This is a genomic window from Trichocoleus sp. Lan (assembly GCF_039961855.1).
Lineage (GTDB): Bacteria > Cyanobacteriota > Cyanobacteriia > Cyanobacteriales > FACHB-T130 > FACHB-T130.
Genome location: NZ_JAMPKA010000020.1, coordinates 17,122 through 36,741 on the forward strand (window position 1 = coordinate 17,122; position 19,620 = coordinate 36,741).

The following is a 19,620-nucleotide window of genomic DNA, read 5'->3' on the forward strand; positions in this document are numbered from 1 at the left end:
ATCAGCGATTGATAATTGGTTATTCTTTACCGATTACCCATTACCAATTACCCCTTTCTCATTCCCCATTACCTCTCTACCGCGACTGGTTGCACCTGGGACTCTTGCTGCTGTGGCGGTGATACTTTTTGTCGCCCGAAGCCGCCGAGTAATTCATTTACCTTCAGCGTTAAGCCAAAATAAACGCCACCCTCTGACCGATAGCCGCTAAAATCGCGGTCATCTACACTGCCAAAGCTATATCCCAGCGAAGCTCGCAAGTCTGGCGTCACATAATAACCCGCCTCTAAAGCGAAGCCAGTTTCATTAAAATTTGTGTCGGGTTGTCCAATCCAACGAGCTTCCCCCGCGACATCCCAGCGATATCCCAGCCGGTACATCGTCCGGAACTGTGCCAGAAACACAGTCGAAGAGTTGCTGAAGTTATTCGCTAAATCGGTAGTGCTGTTTCGCATGGCATATTTGCCATAAAATTCCCACCGCCAGGAAGGAGCATAAATCGCCTCAGCCGCGATGATGTGATCTCTGTAACCCGTGCCACTCCCGAGTAGCAACGTCTCTGGAATCGTGGAGGGGTTGCGGCGATATTCATAACTCAACAAACCATTCCACTTATCAGAATTGGGATTGCGGTAAGCCATGCCCAGCTTGACATTCATTGTGTCTCCCAAGGCATATAACAATTGGTTAGAAGCACTTGCCTGTTGATAGCGCACCAAAGCAGTCAAGGAGGGAGAGAGTTTACCGGCAGCAGCGCTAGAAATCACAGTGTTACTGCCGCCTGAGCCGGTACGATGCTCGAATCGGGCGGATGCTTGAAAGTTGGGATTGTCAGTATATTCCACCCCAACACTGTAAGCGTCGCCGCCGCTGAGTCCTAAGGAGGAAGCACTTTGTCCAGTAGCGTAGGGCTGTTCAAATCGCGGTCCGGCGGCGGTGCGGCTAAATAGGTCGCTGAAGATATGCTCGTAACCCAGATGGACTCGCAATCCGGGGGCAACAACCCAGCGATGGTTTAACCCGACCGCCCCCTGCCCGGTGATGGTGTTGAAGCCGCTAATAATCGAGTAGCGACCTGTAATCGAGGTGTTTTCGCCGAGTTTCTGTTCTACCAGTGTGTCCAGACTGGTGATGGAATTGCGACCAAAGACTCTAGTGTCTACAAATTGGTGGGCGAGTCGCAAAGCTACTCCTTCCATCACTGCCCAATCCAGCCCAAAGGTAGTACGGTCGGGATAAAGGGCATCGCTACCGTTTCCCAAGTTCAGTTCATTTTGTGCCCGAAAGGTGAGGGCATCATTTAAAGCAACGTTGAGGCGAGAGACAATTTGGCTGGCGTTGCTGTCGAAGGTGTCGCCGATACGGTCGTCGCGGGAGCGATTGACGTATTCTAGGCTGAGGTCTGAAGCCCCAAACTTTTGTAGAATTCCGGCGCGAATCGTGGTCAGAGAATTATCAACTTTTTCTCCGGGTGTGGGTTGGGGTTGAGGGTTAAAAATATCAAAAAATTCCACCCGTTCTAAGGGCGCAGTGCCAAAATTTACCTCGTGGTCGTAGCCAGCAGTAAGCGAAGTGGTTTGGCTAAGCTGGGCGGCAATATTTGTGCCGTATCTCGTTTGACCTGGGGTAAAACTGGTTGTTGCATTATTAGAGAAATTTTCCTCGACAGAACGGTAATAAGCGCGGGCGAGAATGCTTTTAGCGATCGCACCATACGCTTCTAGTCGATAAGCATTGCCGTTCACATCTCCGTTAAAGGGAGAATTATGGGCTGAGCGGGCATATTCCCCAACAATTTGACCGCTATTCCCTAAAGGGAACAGGAAATCCGCACCCAATAGCTCAAAATCCTGCAATCCCTCATCTTGCCGAAAATAGCTACCTCCCACCCAGGCTTGGCGATTCAAGTCCTGAGAGAAGTTATACTGCGCTCGTCCTGCATAAATATTTGTCTCTTCGCTATCAACCCCTTCATGCTGGTAAGTGACGACAATTCGCTGCACCTGAGTCACGCCAAACGGGTCAAATCGCGTGGCAAAGATGGGACGACGGAATAGCAGCGTCCCCCGGTCGTAGTCAATTTCGTAGTCAGGCCCACGAACCAGGGGTTTGCGCGATGTCACCGTTCCCGGACGATTAATTTCTTCGGTTTCTAGGAAAACACTTTCACTACCGGGGACAAGCAGACGACGGGACAGAAAGTAATAGCCGCTGGTACCATTGGGAGCAACAGTATCTCGCTGGAATCCTTCGACATCCGGGCTATAGAGGGCAGTGATTTGCAGATTGCCCAGGTTATAGTTGCCCTTGAACCCGTGTAGCTGGCGAGACGTAGCGCTAAATAGCTGGGAGGCGCGGGCGAATTCTGTGGTGTTGTAATCTCCCCACATTACATAGTCTGGTTCGGCACCAAAAACCGGGGAAGTACGTTCCAGACGGAAATACAGGCTATCTTTTGAAGGGGTTAGATAATCAACGGTGGAGCTATCGCCATAGACGGGATATTGTTGCTCGCAGAATTGCGGTCCCCGGAACAGGGTGGTGATGCCATCGCAAGTTTGGTTGAGCGGACGAGCGCTATTATATGCCCCCGTGAGCAGCCACTCCCCCACTTTACCCGTAGCGAAAACAGCAGCACTCAAATCGATATTGGTGCCCTCGTCGATCGTATCTGGATTCAGAAACTCCCGGCGCGGTCCCCAGAAGTTTGTTCCTTTAGGGCCAATTCGCAGATTCACCACGCCCGAAACCAAGGAAGGACGCAGATTGGTAATGAATTCTACCTGCGTATAAGTTTCTAGGGTGTTAGCGGAAAGGGTGTTAGCAGATATTTCATCTTGGGTATAAGCAACGGGGTTATCAGTCGGCGGTACTGGCGGGTATTGGGTATTCGAGGGGATGGGAGATTGCTGGAGATTGGGAGATAGGGGATTGGAGTTTGGGGATTGGTTAATTGGGGTAGGATGAGCGTCTTTCCCAACCCGAATCCCTTCTAACCGATTCCCCTCTGTAGCGGCTCGAATGCGGACTTTCTGCGCTTCCAAACCCGATTGCAGTTGGGCGGTAAATTGTCCTCCTCTGGCAATCACCTGAAATCCGGCTCGATCTTTATCCTCGTCAGCACCGACAAACTTACCGGCGCTAGTCGTTAAAGTTACAATTGTGTCTTCGCGGATTAATTCCCCATTCTCATTGGTGATTCTCCCTGCTAGGGGCAATAGCGATCGCCCATCAGCGGGAATCCGAGCATCGCTCACCGGAGCAATTTCTAAGGTTTGGGCAGTTGTCCTTTTTACAGTTAGCTTGACACTTGCCGAGGTGCCGTTATTCGCTTGCACTGTAATTGTGTTCTCTCCCTTCTCTAGAGGGACGTTGTACCAAACCTGAGTAATGATATTTTGGGCTTCGTCTCGCTCTATCTGGGTGGATGTTTTGGCATCCAGTGGTTTTCTATTGACGCTGACTTGTACCTGAGCTTGGGTGTGGTACTGGACGACGAGACTCGTAGAAGCCTCCCCCAATACTCCACTTCCAGGGGTCAAAATCCGAACTTCGGTAGGTGCCAAAATCCCATCGGAAGTTTGCTGAGAGGTTTGCTGGGCATTTGTTTGAGGGATCGACTGTTTCAGCTCGCTGGCGGTTGGTACGATCGTTGCCGAGTTCTCAGGCGCTGTCCCAACCTCTTCTCGAAGTTCGGGAAGGGGTGAAGCCGTCGGTGCGGTATTTTCAGGCGCTACGAGGCTGGGCGCTGCTGTTGCTGGTTTTGCCGATTCCTCTACCGTTACCGTCTCTACTGAAGGGAGGGGTGAATCCGTCGGTATAGTATTTTGAGCTAAATCTAGAATTTCTGCTGAATCTTGGACGGCGAATTCAGAATTTGTGCCCAAGACTTCTGAATTCTCTGGTGTCCTCTCTAGGGCAGCCGCCTGCTCGATTGCAGGGAGAGTGGTGGAATTTTTAATTGCAAACTCAGAATCTTCTGCGAGTCCACCTTGAGGTAGTGCAGACAGTTCATTTGCCTTCGCGGAGCGAGGAAGTAAGAAATAAAAAGTAAACAGTAAAAAGAACGAGAAATACGTCAAAATCCCATCTTTTGGCGGCTGCTTTTTGCCTTTTGCCTGGTTCATCACTGCTTGCCCTCCCGATAGGTGGGTGTCACCCCGAAATTCATCCGTACTAATCCTCCCGGTTCGAGTTGCACCAGGCGGGACTGACTATTGCGCTCAATAAATTTTTGGTTGGGAGCCAGAGTGTAGCCCGGTAGACTGGTTAAATCCAGCGTGCCGGTGCGGTAGCCAGAGATAACATTGGCAAGTGAGAATAAACCGTTGGCATCGGTCGTGATGCGATTGCCGTCATCCATAAAAATTACAGCATTAGGCACTCCTGGTTCTCCTGGCTGCTGTTCGCCATCAAAGTTTTTATCGACAAATACTCGCCCAATCAGGGTGCCACAGTCTGACAAAATGCCGGGTCGAATCCGCAACTGATGGCTGGCGATGTTGCTCCTCGTTTCTTGTGCCTGATTTCTCCCGTTACCGCGAATAGCGTCTGGCGTTACCACGGCGGCATAAACCACGTTCAGGGTTTGGTTCGGCTCAAGTTTAGGAAAATTAAAGGTAACTGTCCGGTTGGACGTAGTAGCGGGTTGTATAGTGATTTGGGCAGTACTGGAGCCAGTGGTCAGCGAGGCTTGCAAGGACTCCGGCACATACCGTAAGCCCACAGGTAGGGTGTCTGTAATGCTGATATTGCTGGCAGTGGCTGTGCCGGTATTTTTCAACGCCAAGCGATAAACAACCGTGTCGCCCGGTTCTGCTGCGGCGCGATCGCCTGTTTTGATCAGTTCTAGAGCCGCTTGACCTGCTGTGACTGAAGTTTCATTGGATTTCACGCCTTCTGGGGGGAGATTGTCACCCGCAGCAGAGGCGGTATTCAAGATGTCTATTGCGCTAACGGGCAACGACTGAAAAGCAAAAGCAAACGAACACGTTAGGATAGCTGTTAGACGCAGGTAGGTACGCCCCAACAGAGGTTGCAGGGATTTCATTCTTCAGAGATTAACTAAACAAAACACCCCATTGCTGGACTGTTAGAGAGATAAAGAAATTGTGGTGGTAGACTCCCTGATGCTCCCTGAGGGGTATAGACCCTGATTAGGTGAAACTTACACTACCAGGTTTCTACGATCTACGACAATACCTGTATCTGAGTCTCTTCCGCAAGAGAATTTTTGAAGGAATATTGCTATAGGAATATTTTCTATTTCTGCCTTAATAAAATTTTTATTGCTTTTGGCAGATGAAATTAACTAAAAATTATTAATATTTGTTTTTTGCCTTTGCATTAGCCGGTTCTTGAGCGCGAAATTGTCAATAAATCAGCCAATTTGACGCAAAATATTCAGCTTTCTAGATTTGGGGCAAATTTAATTGGCGTTGCCTCTCTAGACGCGATGTGATGTTGAAGAATCCGTCTGATTGATCGTAATAAAAGAACCCCACTCCTAACCCCTCCCCGCAAGCAGGGAGGGGTTAGGAGCTGTAGGGGATAGCGCAGGGCGGAGGGAAGGGCGTAGGCTCTTAGCCGAGGCGAAGCCATCGCTTTTTGTGAACTAAAATTTACCTTCTAAGGCGGGAATGCAACGTTCGCACAATAGGGGATGCTCGGCAGATTCGCCCACATGAATCGAGTAGTTCCAGCAGCGATCGCATTTTTCCCCGTCTGCTTTCACTACGCCAATCGATAAAGCTTCTGTCTGCGAACTGTATTTTAAGCCTTGCAATGCTTCCGAAGAATCTAGCAGCTCTACTTGGGAGGAGATAAACAAGTATCTCAGCTCATCTACTCGATTACCCAATCCTGAAGACGGAGAATGAGAATGGAAAGCTGAAGTCAAATTCAAGGCTTGCAGTAAAGAGCGGAACTCAGCATTTGGGACATAAAGTAATACCTTGGCTTCCAAAGAAGAGCCAATCATTTTTTCTGCCCTTGCTTGCTCCATCACCTTATTCACCTCAGTGCGGATTTGTCGCAATTGTTGCCAAAATCCTGCCAATTTTGGAGCTTTCCAATGCTCCTCTAACTTCACCCACCCCGATTCAAACACGGATTTGTAGGGTGTGGGATAGGGGAGATATTGCCAAATATCTTCTGCTGTATGAGAGAGAACTGGCGCGATCGCGCGCGCTAAATTTTCCAGAGCGATCGCCAAAACTGTCTGGCAACTACGGCGACGGAAGCTATCTGGAGCGCTAATATAAAGCCGATCTTTGGCAATATCTAGATAAAAATTGGACAAGTCAACAACGCAGAAATTCTGCACTGTTTGAAAAAAGCGGAAGAACTGGAAACTCTCAAATGCTTGCGTGACTTCCCCGAAGACTTCTGTCATCCGGTGCAACATATAGCGGTCGAGTTCTGGCAGTTGTTCGTAAGGTACTGCATCTTTAGTTGGGTCAAAATCGTGTAGATTTCCTAATAAGAACCGCGCCGTATTGCGAATCTTGTTTCTAACATCTCCCATCTGTTTGAGGATGTTCTTGCTGATGGGGACATCTGAAGAATAATCCACCGAAGAAACCCACAAGCGCAAAACGTCAGCACCGTAGGGTGGCTCTTCTTTTTGATTTTTGCCCCCATTGATGACAATCGAGGGGTCGATGACATTCCCCAGAGATTTACTCATCTTGCGTCCCTGCTCATCCAAGGTAAAGCCGTGGGTCAAGACAGTTTTGTAGGGCGCGATGTCGTTCGTTGCCACACTCGTGAGCAAACTCGATTGGAACCAACCCCGGTGCTGATCGGAGCCTTCTAAATAGATATCTGCTGGATATTCCAATTCTGGTCGCTGTTGCGCTACCGCCGCCCAAGAGGAGCCAGAGTCAAACCAGACATCCATCGTATCCGTGCCTTTGCGGTAGCTGCGACCGTTATGGCGATAACTTTCTGGCAAGAGTTCTTCTACCGACCTTTCCCACCAGACATCCGAACCCTTTTCAGCAATGATTGCCTGGACGTGGGCGATGGTTTCCTCGTTCAGTAGCGGTTCGTTGGTTTCTAGGTCGTAGAAAACGGGAATTGGCACGCCCCAGTTGCGTTGACGGGAGATACACCAATCGGAACGATCCGCGACCATTGCCGTGATCCGATTTTCACCTTGAGCGGGAATCCAGGTCACGGAAGCGATCGCTTTTAGCGCCTCTTCTCTAAATCCCTCCACCGATGCGAACCACTGTTCTGTGGCTCGATAAATGGTCGGCTTTTTCGTGCGCCAGTCGTAAGGATATTTGTGAACGTAGGGTTCCTCTTTCAGTAGCGATCGCGCTTGGCTGAGCGCATCAATCACTGCCTGATTTCCATCACCCAGGACGTTCAACCCCGCAAACTGCCCTGCTTCTTGCGTGAAGTTGCCATCGGCATCTACTGGCGACAGCAGCGGCAAACCGTAGCGTTGACCAACCTTGTAATCCTCATCCCCATGACCGGGAGCCGTGTGAACTAATCCGGTACCAGAATCGGTGGTGACATAATCGCCCCCAATCACAATCGGACTCTCGCGGTCGAAGAGTGGGTGCTGGTAAGTGCTGTGTTCCAAATCTTTACCCGGTACTGTCGCCTTTACCGTGAGATTCGTCGAGAGCGTCGTTGACAACCGTTCCACCAAATCCGCAGCCACTAACAGGTATTTGGTCGAAATCGGCAGAGAATCTGCCTCCACTTCCACCACTGCGTAAGTCAGTTCTGGATTCAGGCTTACCGCTAGGTTGGCGGGAATCGTCCAAGGCGTCGTCGTCCAAATTGCCACACCGAGATCGGGCAAGAATGGTTGCAATTGCGATCGCACGGCTGGCCCCAGATTCGTCATCTGGAAAGCTGCATAAAGGCTGCGCGAGGTATGAGCTGGGCGACCTTCAGAATCTTCGGGATACTCTAACTCTGCCTCAGCCAGCGCCGTTTTAGAACTTGGACTCCAGTGAACTGGCTTTAAACCGCGATAAATATATCCCTTCAGCACCATCTCACCGAAGACGCCAATTTGAGCGGCTTCGTACTCTGGTTTTAAAGTCAGATACGGATGCTCCCAGTCGCCCCAGACACCGTAACGTTGGAAGCTTTGGCGCTGCTCGTCTACTGTATGAAGCGCAAAATCTCTGGCTTTGTGGCGGAGATCCAGAGGTGTCAGATTTTGCCGCTCTGCTGGCTTCATTTGCTGAAGGACTTTCAACTCAATCGGCAAGCCGTGACAATCCCAACCCGGAACGTAGCGAACTTTGCGCTCTTGCAGGAGCTGGTAGCGGTTGATGATGTCTTTGAGGATTTTATTTAAAGCATGACCAATGTGGAGCGAACCATTGGCATAGGGCGGCCCATCATGCAAAACAAAAATTTCGCCGGGATTGTTCTGCGACAGTCGCTCGTAAATTTGCTGGTCTGCCCAAAATTTTTGCAGTTCCGGTTCCCGCTTAATAGCGTTCGCCCGCATATCAAATTGGGTTTTGGGCAGATTAACGGTGTCTTTGTAGTTCCCTGTTTCTGTCACAGTTTAATGCCGAGAAATGATTGAGTTGCTTTCAATCATTATCGGTTACAAATCGCAATCTCTTCAAGTTGCAGCGGAAAAATGAACCGCAAAGATGCACAGAACACAAAGCAAGAAAATGGAATAAGCAGCGATCGCAATCTAATTTTAGTTGAGAGATACCAGCCCTTGAGATCCCCAACTTCTGTCTGGAAGTCGGGGATCTCGCCTTCACAAAGCGTTAGGACTGCTATCCCTTCCGCTGCTTCCTTGGCACCATACAACGGCTTTGCGGCTCATTCTCCTCCTAACCTTTATTTTCAAGTTGGGTTGGGTGGATTTTCTAACGGCTGATTTGCCTGCTCTGTTCCACTCACCGAGTCACTTGTTTCTTCATGGGCTGGTTCTGGAGGTGAAGCTGGAATATGCTTTTCTTCAGCATCTTCTAGAGCAGCTTCCACCAGTTCGGGGTCGGGAGGGTTCGGACGAACGGGTTCGGGTACGTTTTCTGGGCTAGCCTCCAACTCTGAGGGTGATGATGGTGATGATGGGGAAGTCTCTGGGGCTGTTGTGGCTGTTTCCCCTGTCGTTGCTGCTTCTACAGATGCTGGGGGTTCCAAGTCATCCTCTGAGGGTGATGCTGGGGAAGTCTCTGGTGCAGTTATGGCTGTTTCCCCTGTCGTTGCTGCTTCTACAGATGCTGGGGGTTCCAAGTCATCCAAGTCTGTGTCTTGGACACTTTCTTCAAATGGGACGGATATTACTTCAATCTGAGATTCCGGCTGGGATTCCGGCTTTGAGGGTGCGGGTGGAACGGGTGGTTGATTGAGTAACACCGTTTCATCCTCATCTTCATCCGTCCGGTTATCCAGCACGGTAACACGAGGTTTTCCGGCGTCGGTGGAGGTAGGCGCAGGTGTCGTCTTGGATGCCCCTGTTTGGGTGGTTCCAGTGCCCGATTTGCCCTGAGTCACTTTACTTGCCGTCTGCTGAGCTTTGTCCTTAAAAGTTGCAAATAGACTGGTTATCCGCTGCGGTATGGATAAACTGGTCAGTTTTTCCTGCAATGCTTCGGGACTCGGAATCTCAGTTTGCTGCGCTGCGGGGGTGAGACTGCGTCGTAATGTCAGGGTTTCCCAACCTAACCAACCGACTAGCGCTACGCTAGCGATTTGACCTAGCAGCACACCGCCGGTGATGCGTCCAGCACACACCCATAAAACTAGGGCATAGAACAATCCCACCCCACTCCAGATAAAATCACTCTTTCGGTGTACTTCGGGGAAAAAGAAAGCCGCCATGTAAAGGGCGAAGCTACCGACTGCAACAGCGCTCGCTAGGATATATGCCAGCATTTCGTGGATGCTCCAAAACTTGTGTCTATGTTTCAATTCTGCTAGAGATTGTTGACTTAGATACAAATAAAAACTAAATCTGCTGTTTCAATTGTTGATTCTTCGCCGGAGGAGGCGGTACTACTTTTGCGACTCTTAATATCTTCTTTAGGGAAAACTCTCAGGATATCGGGCTACTCTGAAGGAAAAGCAACTGTTCAAAAGCATTGCAGAGTTGAACATTGAATCTTATGACACAGCAGAGCTTTGGTGTGATTGGTTTGGCGGTCATGGGCGAGAACTTGGCGCTGAATGTGGAGCGTAATGGGTTCCCCATTTCCGTCTATAATCGCACTCCAGAAAAAACGGATGCCTTTATGGCTGAGCGAGCGCAGGGCAAAAATGTCTATGCTGCTTATTCCATTGAAGATTTTGTCCAATCCTTAGAACGCCCTCGCAAAATCCTGATTATGGTGAAAGCGGGTGCGCCGGTAGATGCGGTGATTAACCAGCTCAAACCGTTACTGGATGAGGGTGACATCATTATTGATGGTGGCAACTCCTTATTTGACGATACCGCTCGTCGCACCCGCGAATTAGAGCCATCTGGGTTCAGATTTATCGGGATGGGCGTCAGTGGAGGTGAAGAAGGAGCGCTGAATGGCCCTAGTCTGATGCCGGGAGGTACGAAAAGCTCCTATGAGTATCTGGAACCAATTTTGACGAAAATTGCGGCTCAGGTGGATGATGGCCCCTGTGTCACCTACATCGGCCCTGCGGGTGCCGGTCACTACGTCAAAATGGTACACAATGGCATTGAGTACGGCGATATGCAGCTGATTGCAGAGGCATATGACTTGCTCAAGAATGCGTTGGGGCTAGACGCGAACCAACTACACGAAGTATTTGCCGAATGGAATACCACTGATGAACTCAATTCTTATTTGATTGAGATTACAGCTGATATTTTCAATTACCGAGACCCCGACACTCGTCAGCCTCAGGTCGATGTGATTCTCGATGCGGCTGGGCAGAAAGGGACGGGTCGCTGGACGGTGCAGAGTGCGCTGGAGCTGGGGATCGCTATTCCAACGATGACGGCGGCGGTGAATGCCCGGATCATGTCTGCCTTTAAGAAGGAACGGGTGGCTGCTTCGGAGATATTAACGGGTCCTAGTGGCAAGTATGAGGGAGACGCCAAAACCTTCATTAACCAAATCCGTGATGCTCTGTATTGCTCGAAGATTTGCTCTTACGCCCAAGGGATGGCGCTATTGAGTTCGGCGTCGAAGGCTTATTCCTATGACCTGAATTTGAGCGAAACTGCCCGGATTTGGAAGGGTGGTTGCATTATTCGAGCCGGATTCTTGAATAAGATTAAATCTGCTTTCAAGGACAATCCAGAGTTGCCTAATTTGCTCTTGGCTCCTGAGTTTAAGCAGACCATTTTGGATCGCCAGGATGCTTGGCGGGAGGTATTAGCGCAGTCGGCGAAGCTGGGGATTCCAGTTCCGGCATTCAGCGCGTCGCTAGATTACTTCGATAGTTACCGACGCGATCGCTTGCCGCAAAATCTTACCCAAGCTCAGCGCGACTACTTTGGTGCTCATACCTACGAGCGCATTGACAAAGCAGGCTTCTTCCATACCGAGTGGACTCAAGTCGATGAGGAAAGCGTTCAAACCTCTACGCCTGAGCCACTGCAAGCCCAAGACCCTGCGGAAGCTGTACGCACAACGATTACATAAATAGGAGTAGTCGGGCGGGCATTGCCCGCCCGACCGTCGTTGTCGCGATTTCAACAGCTTTTGGCTCCGGACGCCAAAAATTTAGGAAATTTCCAGATGGAGGGTCGTTATTCTTCTGGGTAGACGCTGCGCGATCGCGTCTTTCCCCATCGGTTTTGGGTGAAGATTTAAGGCAACTCCTCAGATCCTTTTTCTTTGCGATTCATGAGCCAGATTTTTCTAATAAAGAACTTTGCCTACACGAATTCATGCACAAACTGGATCTGGGGTATTTGCATCCAGCATCCAGGGAGCCGAGAAAAGGCGATCGCTATTCTGAGAAACAGTTAGGAATTTGAATTGATGCAAAATCCTTTACAAACGCCTCACAGTGGCTACCACTGGGACGGCACCAGTCAGCGTTTCTTTGAAGGTTGGTACTACCGCGTCACCTTACCAGATTGCGGACATACCTTTGCTTTCATGTACTCCCTCGAAGATCCCCTAGGCAATCAACCTCACAGCGGCGGTGCTGCCCAAATTCTGGGCCCAGAAGATAGTTACCTTTGCCGGACTTTCCCAGATGTCAACAAATTTTGGGCATCGCGGGACGTTTTAGCCTTGGGACACTGGGGCAAAACCGATTTATCCACCAAACCTGCCTCCCTCCCTCCAGAGGCTTTTGAGCGTCACGTTCAGGATGGCTATCAAGCCACCGCTACTTGGCATCAGGGAGCTTTACACGATCCGGGCACGGGTTCTCAAGCGCGTTGGCAGTATGAAATTAAACCTGTATATGGATGGGGAAATCTAAATCAGCCACAACAATCAACAGCCGGATGGTTGTCTTCTTTCCCGATTTTTGAACCGGGATGGCAAATTTTGATGGCTCACGGGCTGGCAACTGGCTGGATTGAGTGGAATGGAAAACGCTACGACTTCACCAACGCCCCTGCCTACGGTGAAAAAAACTGGGGGCGCTCTTTTCCTCAAAAATGGTTCTGGCTGAATTGCAATAGTTTTGATGAGTCTCCAGATATTGCCTTAACGGCTGGTGGAGGCAGACGCGGGGTGCTGTGGTGGATGGAATCGGTGGCGATGATTGGCTTGCACTATCAAGGCAAATTTTATGAATTTGTACCGTGGAACTCGAAAGTAAGTTGGAATATTGAGCCTTGGGGCAGCTGGCAAATGCAAGCCCATAACTCCGAATTTGAAGTTGAGTTAACCGCTACTACAAATCTACCGGGGACTCTCCTGCGTGCCCCCACGGAAAAGGGTTTAATCTTTTGTTGTCGCGACACGATGAACGGTCAAGTTGACCTGGAACTGCGCCAACGGGGTGACAAATCTAAAATCATCCTGAAAGCTGGCAGTTCTCTATGTGGATTGGAAACAGGCGGTGGCCCTTGGGAAGAAACCTGGCGGTCTACTTAAATTCAACTGGGTAATGCTGCCCTTAGGCTGCTATGATCGCCTTAGAATTGGGGCTGTAGCTCAGTTGGATAGAGCGAGCGCCTCCTAAGCGCTAGGTCGCCGGTTCGAGCCTGGCCAGTCCCGTTGTCTGCTACTCTCTAAAACAGTTAGTCGCCCAGTGGAGTGTATCTACGTGGACGCTAGCTAGGATAGGGAATTTTAACCAGTAAGCGATCGCGCTTCGTGCGTATCGCTTCCCATGTAAACACGGCTTTTTCAATTGATTGATGATCCTGAAAATTGGTGCTAGCCGACAAAAACACTTGTCTTCCAAGCCTTCGCGCTCTAAAAGTAGATATTCTCGGCTGCTAATGCTCGCTCTACCCGTGGCGCTGTGGTTTGGTTACAAGGAAGTTAAAAAAAGCCTGGTCAAACCCCAGGCAATGTTAGTTTTGGGTGGCTCTACCTCAGCCTTGGAGCGGGAGAAGCTGGCAGCAAGAATGGCTCGTCAGCATTCAGATTTGCCCATCTGGGTTTCTTCAGGTAGCACTAACAAAGCTTACGTTAAACGGGTTTTTGCCAAAGCTGGGGTTGCCCCTAGTCGCCTGCATTTGGACTATCAGGCGGTGGATACGGTTACGAACTTTACGACGCTGGTTGATGAGTTGCAGAGTCTTGGGATCACCAGCATCTATTTAATTACCTCGGACTATCATATGCGCCGCGCCAGAGTCATTGGAGAGATTGTTTTAGGCAGTCGGGGCATTACTCTAAAGCCCGTGATCGTGCCTTCGGACATACCGCAGGAGCCGATTGAGAAATCAATTCGGGATGGAGCCAGAGCCATTCTTTGGGTGACTACCGGCTATACGGGAGCCACCCTCGGTCAGTCATCAAATCAGATTAAGCAGGAATCGTTGCCGTTTCTTTCACCAAGACATAAGGCGACACAATCAGAGCGCTGAATCGCTTGTTTTTGTTGTCGTTCCAATCTTGTTTCTGAGCTTCGGAGGGCTTGTAAATCAATTGTTCGCTAATCCAGTGCTGCACAGAGGAAACATCATCATTAGCGATCGCTACCCCAACATCTAGCAAGTCCAGCTCTTGAGCTACGATAACCACAGCCTCCCGTTCCGCATGAGGCATCAGCCAGTTCCACTCAGCCTCATCTAGCAATTCTGCTAATTCTTCTCTTAAACCCTGCATTTTTAATTTTTTTGATTTCAGCAAATTTTATTTTAATCTATTTTATAGAAGCTGCTACTCCCCACGATATTTCTCTAAGATTCTGCTTTCATTTCGTCAATTTCAAATAAACTGACAATGACTCCAGTAATCGGAATTGCAATAAAAATTCCGAGTAATCCTGCTACTCTAGCACCTACTAGTAAGGCGAAAAATACGACGACTGGATTAATATTAAGCGAATTTTGCATAATCCGGGGCGTGATGAAATTGTCTTGTACTTGCTGGATTATGATACAAACAACAACTACTTGAACGGCTAACCAAACACTCTGAGACAATAAAATAAGAAAAACAATACCCACCCCTAAAGTAGCTCCAATCCCAGGGATTAAATCGAATAATCCAGCAATAATTGCCAAAAGTAAGGGAAATGGTACATTTAAAATTAAAAAAACCAAAAAAGTAGTCGTAGTCAGAAATAAACATAAAACCATCTGTCCTCGAAAAAATCCGAGAAACTTGCGTTGAATGACAATGGTAAATCTATTTTGTAAATGTGCGGGAACCAGCCTAAGAATAAGCTTCCAAAGCTTTTCTCCATCTAGCAACATAAAAAAAGAAATAACGGAAATTAATATCAAATTAAGAAAATTGGCAAAAAATACTTGTATAGTCGTTAAGCTATAACCGATTCCTAACCCCAGCGATGAGACGATTTGATTTTGAAATTGTTCTTGAATTATGCTCAAATTTACTTGAACATTGAATCTTAAAAGAAATTTTTCTATTTGATAAGCCAAAGGAATTAAAGAATTTAAAAAGGTTGTTAAGCTAGAAATTAATTGTTGCCCTTGCGATACAACTGTTAAACCAACTGTGACAGTAAGACTAGCAATCACGATCATGCCTAGAATAAAGACCACGGTAACAGCAACACCGTGAGGCACAAAACGAGTTAGCGATCGCACGGGATAACTCAGTAGAAAAGCGACAATAGCTGCAAATGTAAAAATGACAATAACTGTTTCAAAGTAAGCTAAAACTTTTACAAACGCCCAGCCAGAAGCAACGAAAAGCAAAAATCTAACCAATGCCAAATTGTTCAGTCGCTGCAAAAGATACTTGGCAGAAGGTTCGCTCATTTCTTTTTGGGATGGTGATTTAATCCAGAATCCCGGTGATTGACTCATTTCTTTATTGAATGAACCAATAGCCGGATATCCAGACAGATTTGGAATAACCTAATCCTACTGAAAGCGCAACTGTCAGGACATCATCCCAACGTTTTAATTTCGCCGAGAAAATCTTGTCTTTTGAAATTCTTTAACGGCCTAAATCGTGTAAAGCATGAATCGCTGTGGCGCATTTTTGCGTTACCGCCTGTAACTCATCCCGGTCTGTTGAATTAGGAGGCTCAATTACCTGACCAATCCGCACCGTTACTGGCACCGGACGCGGAACCAGCGAACCTTTCTTAAAAATCGCTTCCGTACCCCACAAACTAACGGGCAGCAACGGCACCTTCGCCTTGGCGGCAATCAGCGCAGCACCTAGCTTTGGGTCTGAAATTCTGGCGTCTGGCGTCCGCGTTCCTTGTAAAAAGACACCGACCGCCCACCCTTCCTCTAGGAGAGACAGCGCCGAACGAATCGCACTCCGGTCTGCGGAACCCCGCTTGACGGGGTAAGCACCATACAACTTAATTGCCTGCTTCAAAACAGGGACTCGAAACAGTTCTTCTTTTGCCATATACGCTACGGGTCGTCGCACGCAGCAGGACAAAATCGGCGGATCGAAATCACTGGCATGATTGCTAACCACTAGAAGTGGTCCAATCGGAGGAACGTGTTCGCACCCATAAATCCGACCTCGCAGGTAGGCATGAAGCACGGGGCTGACCACCGACCACTTAAACAGGTGGTATAGAACTAAACTCGAAACAGGCTCGCGGCTTCTGCCCAGATTAGATAATTCGCTATCCACCGTACTCTCGCTGTAAACCTTTAACCACCTTGTCTGATTTTTCTCGTTCCCTGGCTGATGAGGGAAGGAGGGAATTTTTCCATTCTCTCACTCGCACGCGCTGTTGCGGTCGCCGGACTTTATTCTGCATTCGGCAACTCTGCAACACTACCCACGTTTTCCAAAGTTAAATCGGGGCAAGTACGTTTAATTAAACCCGTAAGAACTTTCCCCGGGCCAATTTCCACAACCTGCGAAATTCCTTGTACAGGCAATTGTAGGGAAATTTCTCGCCACCGCACCGAGCCGGTCATCTGACGGATGAGGCGCTCTTTTAAGATATCAGCGTCCACAGATGGGACGGGTTCCACATTTGACAGCACTGGCACTTGAGCCGAATTAAATGGAACTGACTCCAAAACTACCTGGAACTCAGCGGCAGCTTCCGCCATTAAGGGAGAGTGAAAGGCTCCTGAAACATTCAAGCGGACAACACGCTTAACCTTTACTTGACTTAGCACTGCCTCCACCGCTTCTGGCGTTCCAGAGATGACGACTTGGGCGGAACTGTTGTCGTTGGCTAACACAACGTCGGGGGTCTGCTGAATTTGTTGTTCTAGCTGTTCGCGGTCGAAGCCAATCAGCGCTGCCATCATGCCATCGGACGCACTATCCATAAATTCTGCCCGACGTTTCACTAGGCGCAACCCCGCCTCAAAGTCAAAGACACCGGCGACGTAAAGAGCAACGTATTCTCCCAGACTGTGACCGGCAACGAGGTTAGGTTGATGTCTCCCAGCTTGCATTCGATCCGCTAAAATGCTTTCTACGACATACAGGCTGGGCTGGGTATAAAGAGTGCGGGATAATTTATCTTCCTGACTCTGACAGATTTCTGGTACAGACCAGCCTAAAATTTGCTCGGCTTGCTCAAATTTAGCCTTTGCCTCTGGCAAGTCTAATAAATCCACTCCCATTCCGATTGCCTGAGAACCTTGCCCAGGAAACACCCATGCGGTCTTTGTCATTGGTCATTGGTAATTGGTAATTCGTAATTGGCAATTAGCAATAGGTAATTGGAGAAAAGTTTTCAGTTTTAGAGGCGCAATTGATCGCGTCTGAGTTTTGGCTTAAAAAATTTCTTTCTTGCCTTAAAACTCAATCCTTAACACTCCTAACTTTCATTACCCCCTACCGATCCACCTATCGAAAATTATTGGAAGCGGAGATCCGACCTCCGCAAAATTAAAAATCTAAAATTGATTTATCTGCCCCATTGGAAAATCGCTGCGCCCCACGTTAAACCCGCGCCAAAGCCGGAAGTAGCAATCATATCTCCTGGTTTAATTTTGCCTTCTCGCACAGCTTCATCCAGCGCTAAGGGAATGGAAGCAGCAGAAGTATTGCCGTAGTTAGCAAGATTGCTAATGACTTTTTCGGCAGGAATCTTTAAGCGTTGGGCGACGGCATCAAGAATTCGCTGATTGGCTTGATGTAAAAGCAACCAGTCAATTTGTTCAATGCTGATATTTGCGCGAAACATTGCTTTTTCCAGCACTTCCGGCACTTTTTGCACGGCAAAGCGATAAACTTCCTTGCCGTTCATGGTGATGGGGTGGTAAGTGCCAGCTTGGACGTTGATCCCAGGAACCAGTTCTTTAGGCTGTGCCGTGTAGGCTAGGCTGAGGGATTTGTGCTGGGTTCCATCACTGCGGAGTTCAAATCCCAGCAGGCGATCGCGATCGCTCGCCTGCATGACAATGGCACCAGCACCATCCCCAAATAACACGCAGGTTCCCCGATCTGACCAATCTACCCAGCGCGACAGAATATCAGCCCCAATCAGCAAGACATTTTGATAAACGCCGGTGCGGATAAACTGCGATGCCGTAACTAAACCAAAGACAAATCCAGAGCAAGCGGCTGTTAAATCAAAAGCTACCGCCCTAGATGCTCCCAGTTGAAACTGAATTGCTGAGGCACTCCCGAACAAATCATCGGCAGTTGAGGTTGCCAGAATAATTAAATCCAGGTCTTCTGGGGCGATCCCAGCCATTGCGATCGCTCTTTGTGCCGCGAGTGTGGCGATCGAACTTAAGGACTCCTCACCCGCTAGCCGTCGCTGACAAATCCCGGTGCGGCTGGCGATCCAATCATCGGAAGTATCTACCAGCTGAGTGAGTCCATGATTATCCAGAGAACCTGAGGGGATCGCAGAGCCGCTTCCGGTAATGGCGACGCCGACGCCTGTTTGTTGCAACATTGCTCTCCATGCTTGCTGGGGTCTTTAGGTATCAGCTATCAGCATTTTAGCTTTTAGCTAAATCGATTAATTCTAAACGATCGACGCTGGAATGTCACATTTTACACTTCATCCTTCATACTTGTTGCTATTCGCCGATTGCCGATTGTTTAGCACTGATATCTTGAGACTGAATCCGCTCCAGTACCTGGTTATCAACAGCTTCTTTCGCGATGCGAATCGCGTTAAAAATTGACGGAGCCTGGGAGCTACCGTGGCTAATAATACAAATGCCTCCTACCCCTAACAACAAGCAACCGCCATGTTCCGCGTGGTCTACCCGCTGCTTTATTCGCCGCAGGTTTGGTTTCAACAGAGCCGTGCCGACTTGCCCGCGCAGTCCTTGAGGTAACTCTTCCTGGAGGATTTGCAATACTGCCTCGCCAACGGCTTCAGCAAATTTCAACAGAACATTCCCGGCAAAACCATCGCAAACGACCACATCAAAATTACCCGTCAGGACATCTCGCCCTTCGGCATTGCCAGTAAAGCAAATTTGCGAATTCTCTTGCAGCCTTTGGTAAGTGCGAACCGCTAGATCGTTCCCCTTACATTCTTCTTCACCAATGTTGAGTAAGCCGACTTTAGGAACGTCTACACCCAGCACATACTGGCTGTAAATCGATCCCATCAGTGCGAACTGCTCCAAAAATTTAGGACGACAATCGACATTTGCGCCGACATCGAGAATTAGCACTGATTTACTAGCTACCATCGTTGGCAAAACTGCTCCGATGGCGGGGCGGTCGATCCCCCGAAGGCGTCCCAGTCGCAGCAGAGCAGATGCCATAGCGGCTCCTGAATGACCCGCTGACACTACTGCTTGGGCTTGTTTTTGTTTTACCAAATCCATTGCTACGTTGATCGAAGCCTTGGGCTTGCGTTTTAAACCACTTAGAGGCTCCTCGTGCATTTCAATTGTGCCCTCAGAAGGCACAATTTGAGGAAGATGAGAACTGGTGTGTTGCCCTAGGGAAGCTTCAATCTGATGAGGATCGCCCACCAGCAAAACCTCTACGTCTAATTCTTCCTGTGCCCTAAGCGCTCCAGCAACGATTTCGGCGGGGGCGTGGTCGCCACCCATAGCGTCAATTGCGATCCGTGCGCGAGTCGATCCCATTGATCAAAGTGATATAAACCTTAAAAATTCTACCAGTACCCGATGACTCG

Annotated in this window: 14 protein-coding genes and 1 tRNA gene; 4 read left to right on the forward strand and 11 right to left on the reverse strand. The window is 48.9% G+C overall.

Features of this window, described 5'->3' with window-relative positions; genetic code table 11:
• Window positions 1–68 precede the first annotated feature (68 nt).
• The 4 genes from NDA03_RS18115 to NDA03_RS18130 all read right to left on the reverse strand — a co-directional run bounded on the left by NDA03_RS18115 (window position 69) and on the right by NDA03_RS18130 (window position 9,876).
• Window positions 69–4,127, reverse strand: a complete 4,059-nt coding sequence (locus NDA03_RS18115) for a hypothetical protein (RefSeq protein WP_348238769.1) — start codon at window positions 4,125–4,127, stop codon at window positions 69–71.
• Entirely contained in the window at window positions 4,127–5,050 is a 924-nt protein-coding gene (locus NDA03_RS18120) for an isopeptide-forming domain-containing fimbrial protein (protein WP_190524680.1), read from the reverse strand. The genes NDA03_RS18115 and NDA03_RS18120 overlap by 1 nt, the downstream gene beginning before the upstream one ends.
• A 564-nt stretch (window positions 5,051–5,614) precedes the next feature.
• Window positions 5,615–8,542, reverse strand: a complete 2,928-nt coding sequence (ileS, locus tag NDA03_RS18125; RefSeq protein WP_348238770.1) for an isoleucine--tRNA ligase — start codon at window positions 8,540–8,542, stop codon at window positions 5,615–5,617.
• Window positions 8,543–8,841: 299 nt separating this feature from the next.
• Window positions 8,842–9,876 (reverse strand): Ycf66 family protein, encoded by a 1,035-nt coding sequence (locus NDA03_RS18130; protein ID WP_348238771.1) that lies wholly within the window; start codon window positions 9,874–9,876, stop codon window positions 8,842–8,844.
• 230 nt (window positions 9,877–10,106) lie between these two features.
• Here NDA03_RS18130 and gndA point away from each other — a divergent pair, with 230 nt between their 5' ends.
• The 4 genes from gndA to NDA03_RS18150 all read left to right on the forward strand — a co-directional run bounded on the left by gndA (window position 10,107) and on the right by NDA03_RS18150 (window position 13,963).
• Complete coding sequence (gene gndA, locus NDA03_RS18135; RefSeq protein WP_348238772.1) at window positions 10,107–11,603, forward strand: NADP-dependent phosphogluconate dehydrogenase; 1,497 nt, start codon at window positions 10,107–10,109, stop codon at window positions 11,601–11,603.
• A gap of 342 nt (window positions 11,604–11,945) precedes the next feature.
• Complete coding sequence (locus NDA03_RS18140) at window positions 11,946–13,019, forward strand: tocopherol cyclase family protein (RefSeq protein ID WP_190524672.1); 1,074 nt, start codon at window positions 11,946–11,948, stop codon at window positions 13,017–13,019.
• Between the two features lie 49 nt (window positions 13,020–13,068).
• A tRNA-Arg gene (locus NDA03_RS18145) sits at window positions 13,069–13,142 on the forward strand.
• A 143-nt stretch (window positions 13,143–13,285) separates the two neighbouring features.
• A complete protein-coding gene (locus tag NDA03_RS18150; protein ID WP_190428839.1) occupies window positions 13,286–13,963 on the forward strand; it encodes a YdcF family protein in 678 nt (225 codons plus the stop codon).
• Here NDA03_RS18150 and NDA03_RS18155 read toward each other — a convergent pair.
• The 7 genes from NDA03_RS18155 to plsX form a co-directional block, all read right to left on the reverse strand.
• Window positions 13,902–14,204 carry a DUF2288 domain-containing protein gene (locus NDA03_RS18155; protein ID WP_190415638.1) on the reverse strand — a complete coding sequence of 101 codons (303 nt, stop codon included), beginning with the start codon at window positions 14,202–14,204 and terminating at the stop codon, window positions 13,902–13,904. The two genes, NDA03_RS18150 and NDA03_RS18155, sit on opposite strands and share 62 nt — an antisense overlap.
• Window positions 14,205–14,278: 74 nt before the next feature.
• A complete protein-coding gene (locus NDA03_RS18160; protein ID WP_348238804.1) occupies window positions 14,279–15,328 on the reverse strand; it encodes an AI-2E family transporter in 1,050 nt (349 codons plus the stop codon).
• A gap of 181 nt (window positions 15,329–15,509) precedes the next feature.
• Window positions 15,510–16,148, reverse strand: a complete 639-nt coding sequence (locus NDA03_RS18165; protein WP_190415746.1) for a lysophospholipid acyltransferase family protein — start codon at window positions 16,146–16,148, stop codon at window positions 15,510–15,512.
• A gap of 13 nt (window positions 16,149–16,161) precedes the next feature.
• Window positions 16,162–16,299 (reverse strand): hypothetical protein, encoded by a 138-nt coding sequence (locus tag NDA03_RS18170; protein ID WP_190428837.1) that lies wholly within the window; start codon window positions 16,297–16,299, stop codon window positions 16,162–16,164.
• Entirely contained in the window at window positions 16,289–17,176 is an 888-nt protein-coding gene (fabD, locus tag NDA03_RS18175) for an ACP S-malonyltransferase (protein WP_190415641.1), read from the reverse strand. Before fabD ends, NDA03_RS18170 begins: the two co-directional genes overlap by 11 nt.
• A gap of 236 nt (window positions 17,177–17,412) precedes the next feature.
• Window positions 17,413–18,411, reverse strand: coding sequence for a beta-ketoacyl-ACP synthase 3 (locus NDA03_RS18180; RefSeq protein ID WP_190440781.1), 999 nt, complete (start codon window positions 18,409–18,411; stop codon window positions 17,413–17,415).
• 127 nt (window positions 18,412–18,538) lie between these two features.
• Window positions 18,539–19,570, reverse strand: coding sequence for a phosphate acyltransferase PlsX (gene plsX, locus NDA03_RS18185; RefSeq protein ID WP_190415645.1), 1,032 nt, complete (start codon window positions 19,568–19,570; stop codon window positions 18,539–18,541).
• Between the last annotated feature and the right edge of the window lie 50 nt (window positions 19,571–19,620).

What these genes read in the sequence shown, in the direction of transcription:
- NDA03_RS18120 (WP_190524680.1), bottom strand. Translation starts at nt 5,050, where the DNA reads ATGAAATCCCTGCAACCTCTGTTGGGGCGTACCTACCTGCGTCTAACA.
- NDA03_RS18115 (WP_348238769.1), bottom strand. Translation starts at nt 4,127, where the DNA reads ATGAACCAGGCAAAAGGCAAAAAGCAGCCGCCAAAAGATGGGATTTTG.
- plsX (WP_190415645.1), bottom strand. Translation starts at nt 19,570, where the DNA reads ATGGGATCGACTCGCGCACGGATCGCAATTGACGCTATGGGTGGCGAC.
- NDA03_RS18130 (WP_348238771.1), bottom strand. Translation starts at nt 9,876, where the DNA reads ATGCTGGCATATATCCTAGCGAGCGCTGTTGCAGTCGGTAGCTTCGCC.
- fabD (WP_190415641.1), bottom strand. Translation starts at nt 17,176, where the DNA reads ATGACAAAGACCGCATGGGTGTTTCCTGGGCAAGGTTCTCAGGCAATC.
- NDA03_RS18150 (WP_190428839.1), top strand. Translation starts at nt 13,286, where the DNA reads ATGATCCTGAAAATTGGTGCTAGCCGACAAAAACACTTGTCTTCCAAG.
- gndA (WP_348238772.1), top strand. Translation starts at nt 10,107, where the DNA reads ATGACACAGCAGAGCTTTGGTGTGATTGGTTTGGCGGTCATGGGCGAG.
- NDA03_RS18140 (WP_190524672.1), top strand. Translation starts at nt 11,946, where the DNA reads ATGCAAAATCCTTTACAAACGCCTCACAGTGGCTACCACTGGGACGGC.
- NDA03_RS18160 (WP_348238804.1), bottom strand. Translation starts at nt 15,328, where the DNA reads ATGAGCGAACCTTCTGCCAAGTATCTTTTGCAGCGACTGAACAATTTG.
- NDA03_RS18170 (WP_190428837.1), bottom strand. Translation starts at nt 16,299, where the DNA reads ATGCAGAATAAAGTCCGGCGACCGCAACAGCGCGTGCGAGTGAGAGAA.
- NDA03_RS18180 (WP_190440781.1), bottom strand. Translation starts at nt 18,411, where the DNA reads ATGTTGCAACAAACAGGCGTCGGCGTCGCCATTACCGGAAGCGGCTCT.
- NDA03_RS18155 (WP_190415638.1), bottom strand. Translation starts at nt 14,204, where the DNA reads ATGCAGGGTTTAAGAGAAGAATTAGCAGAATTGCTAGATGAGGCTGAG.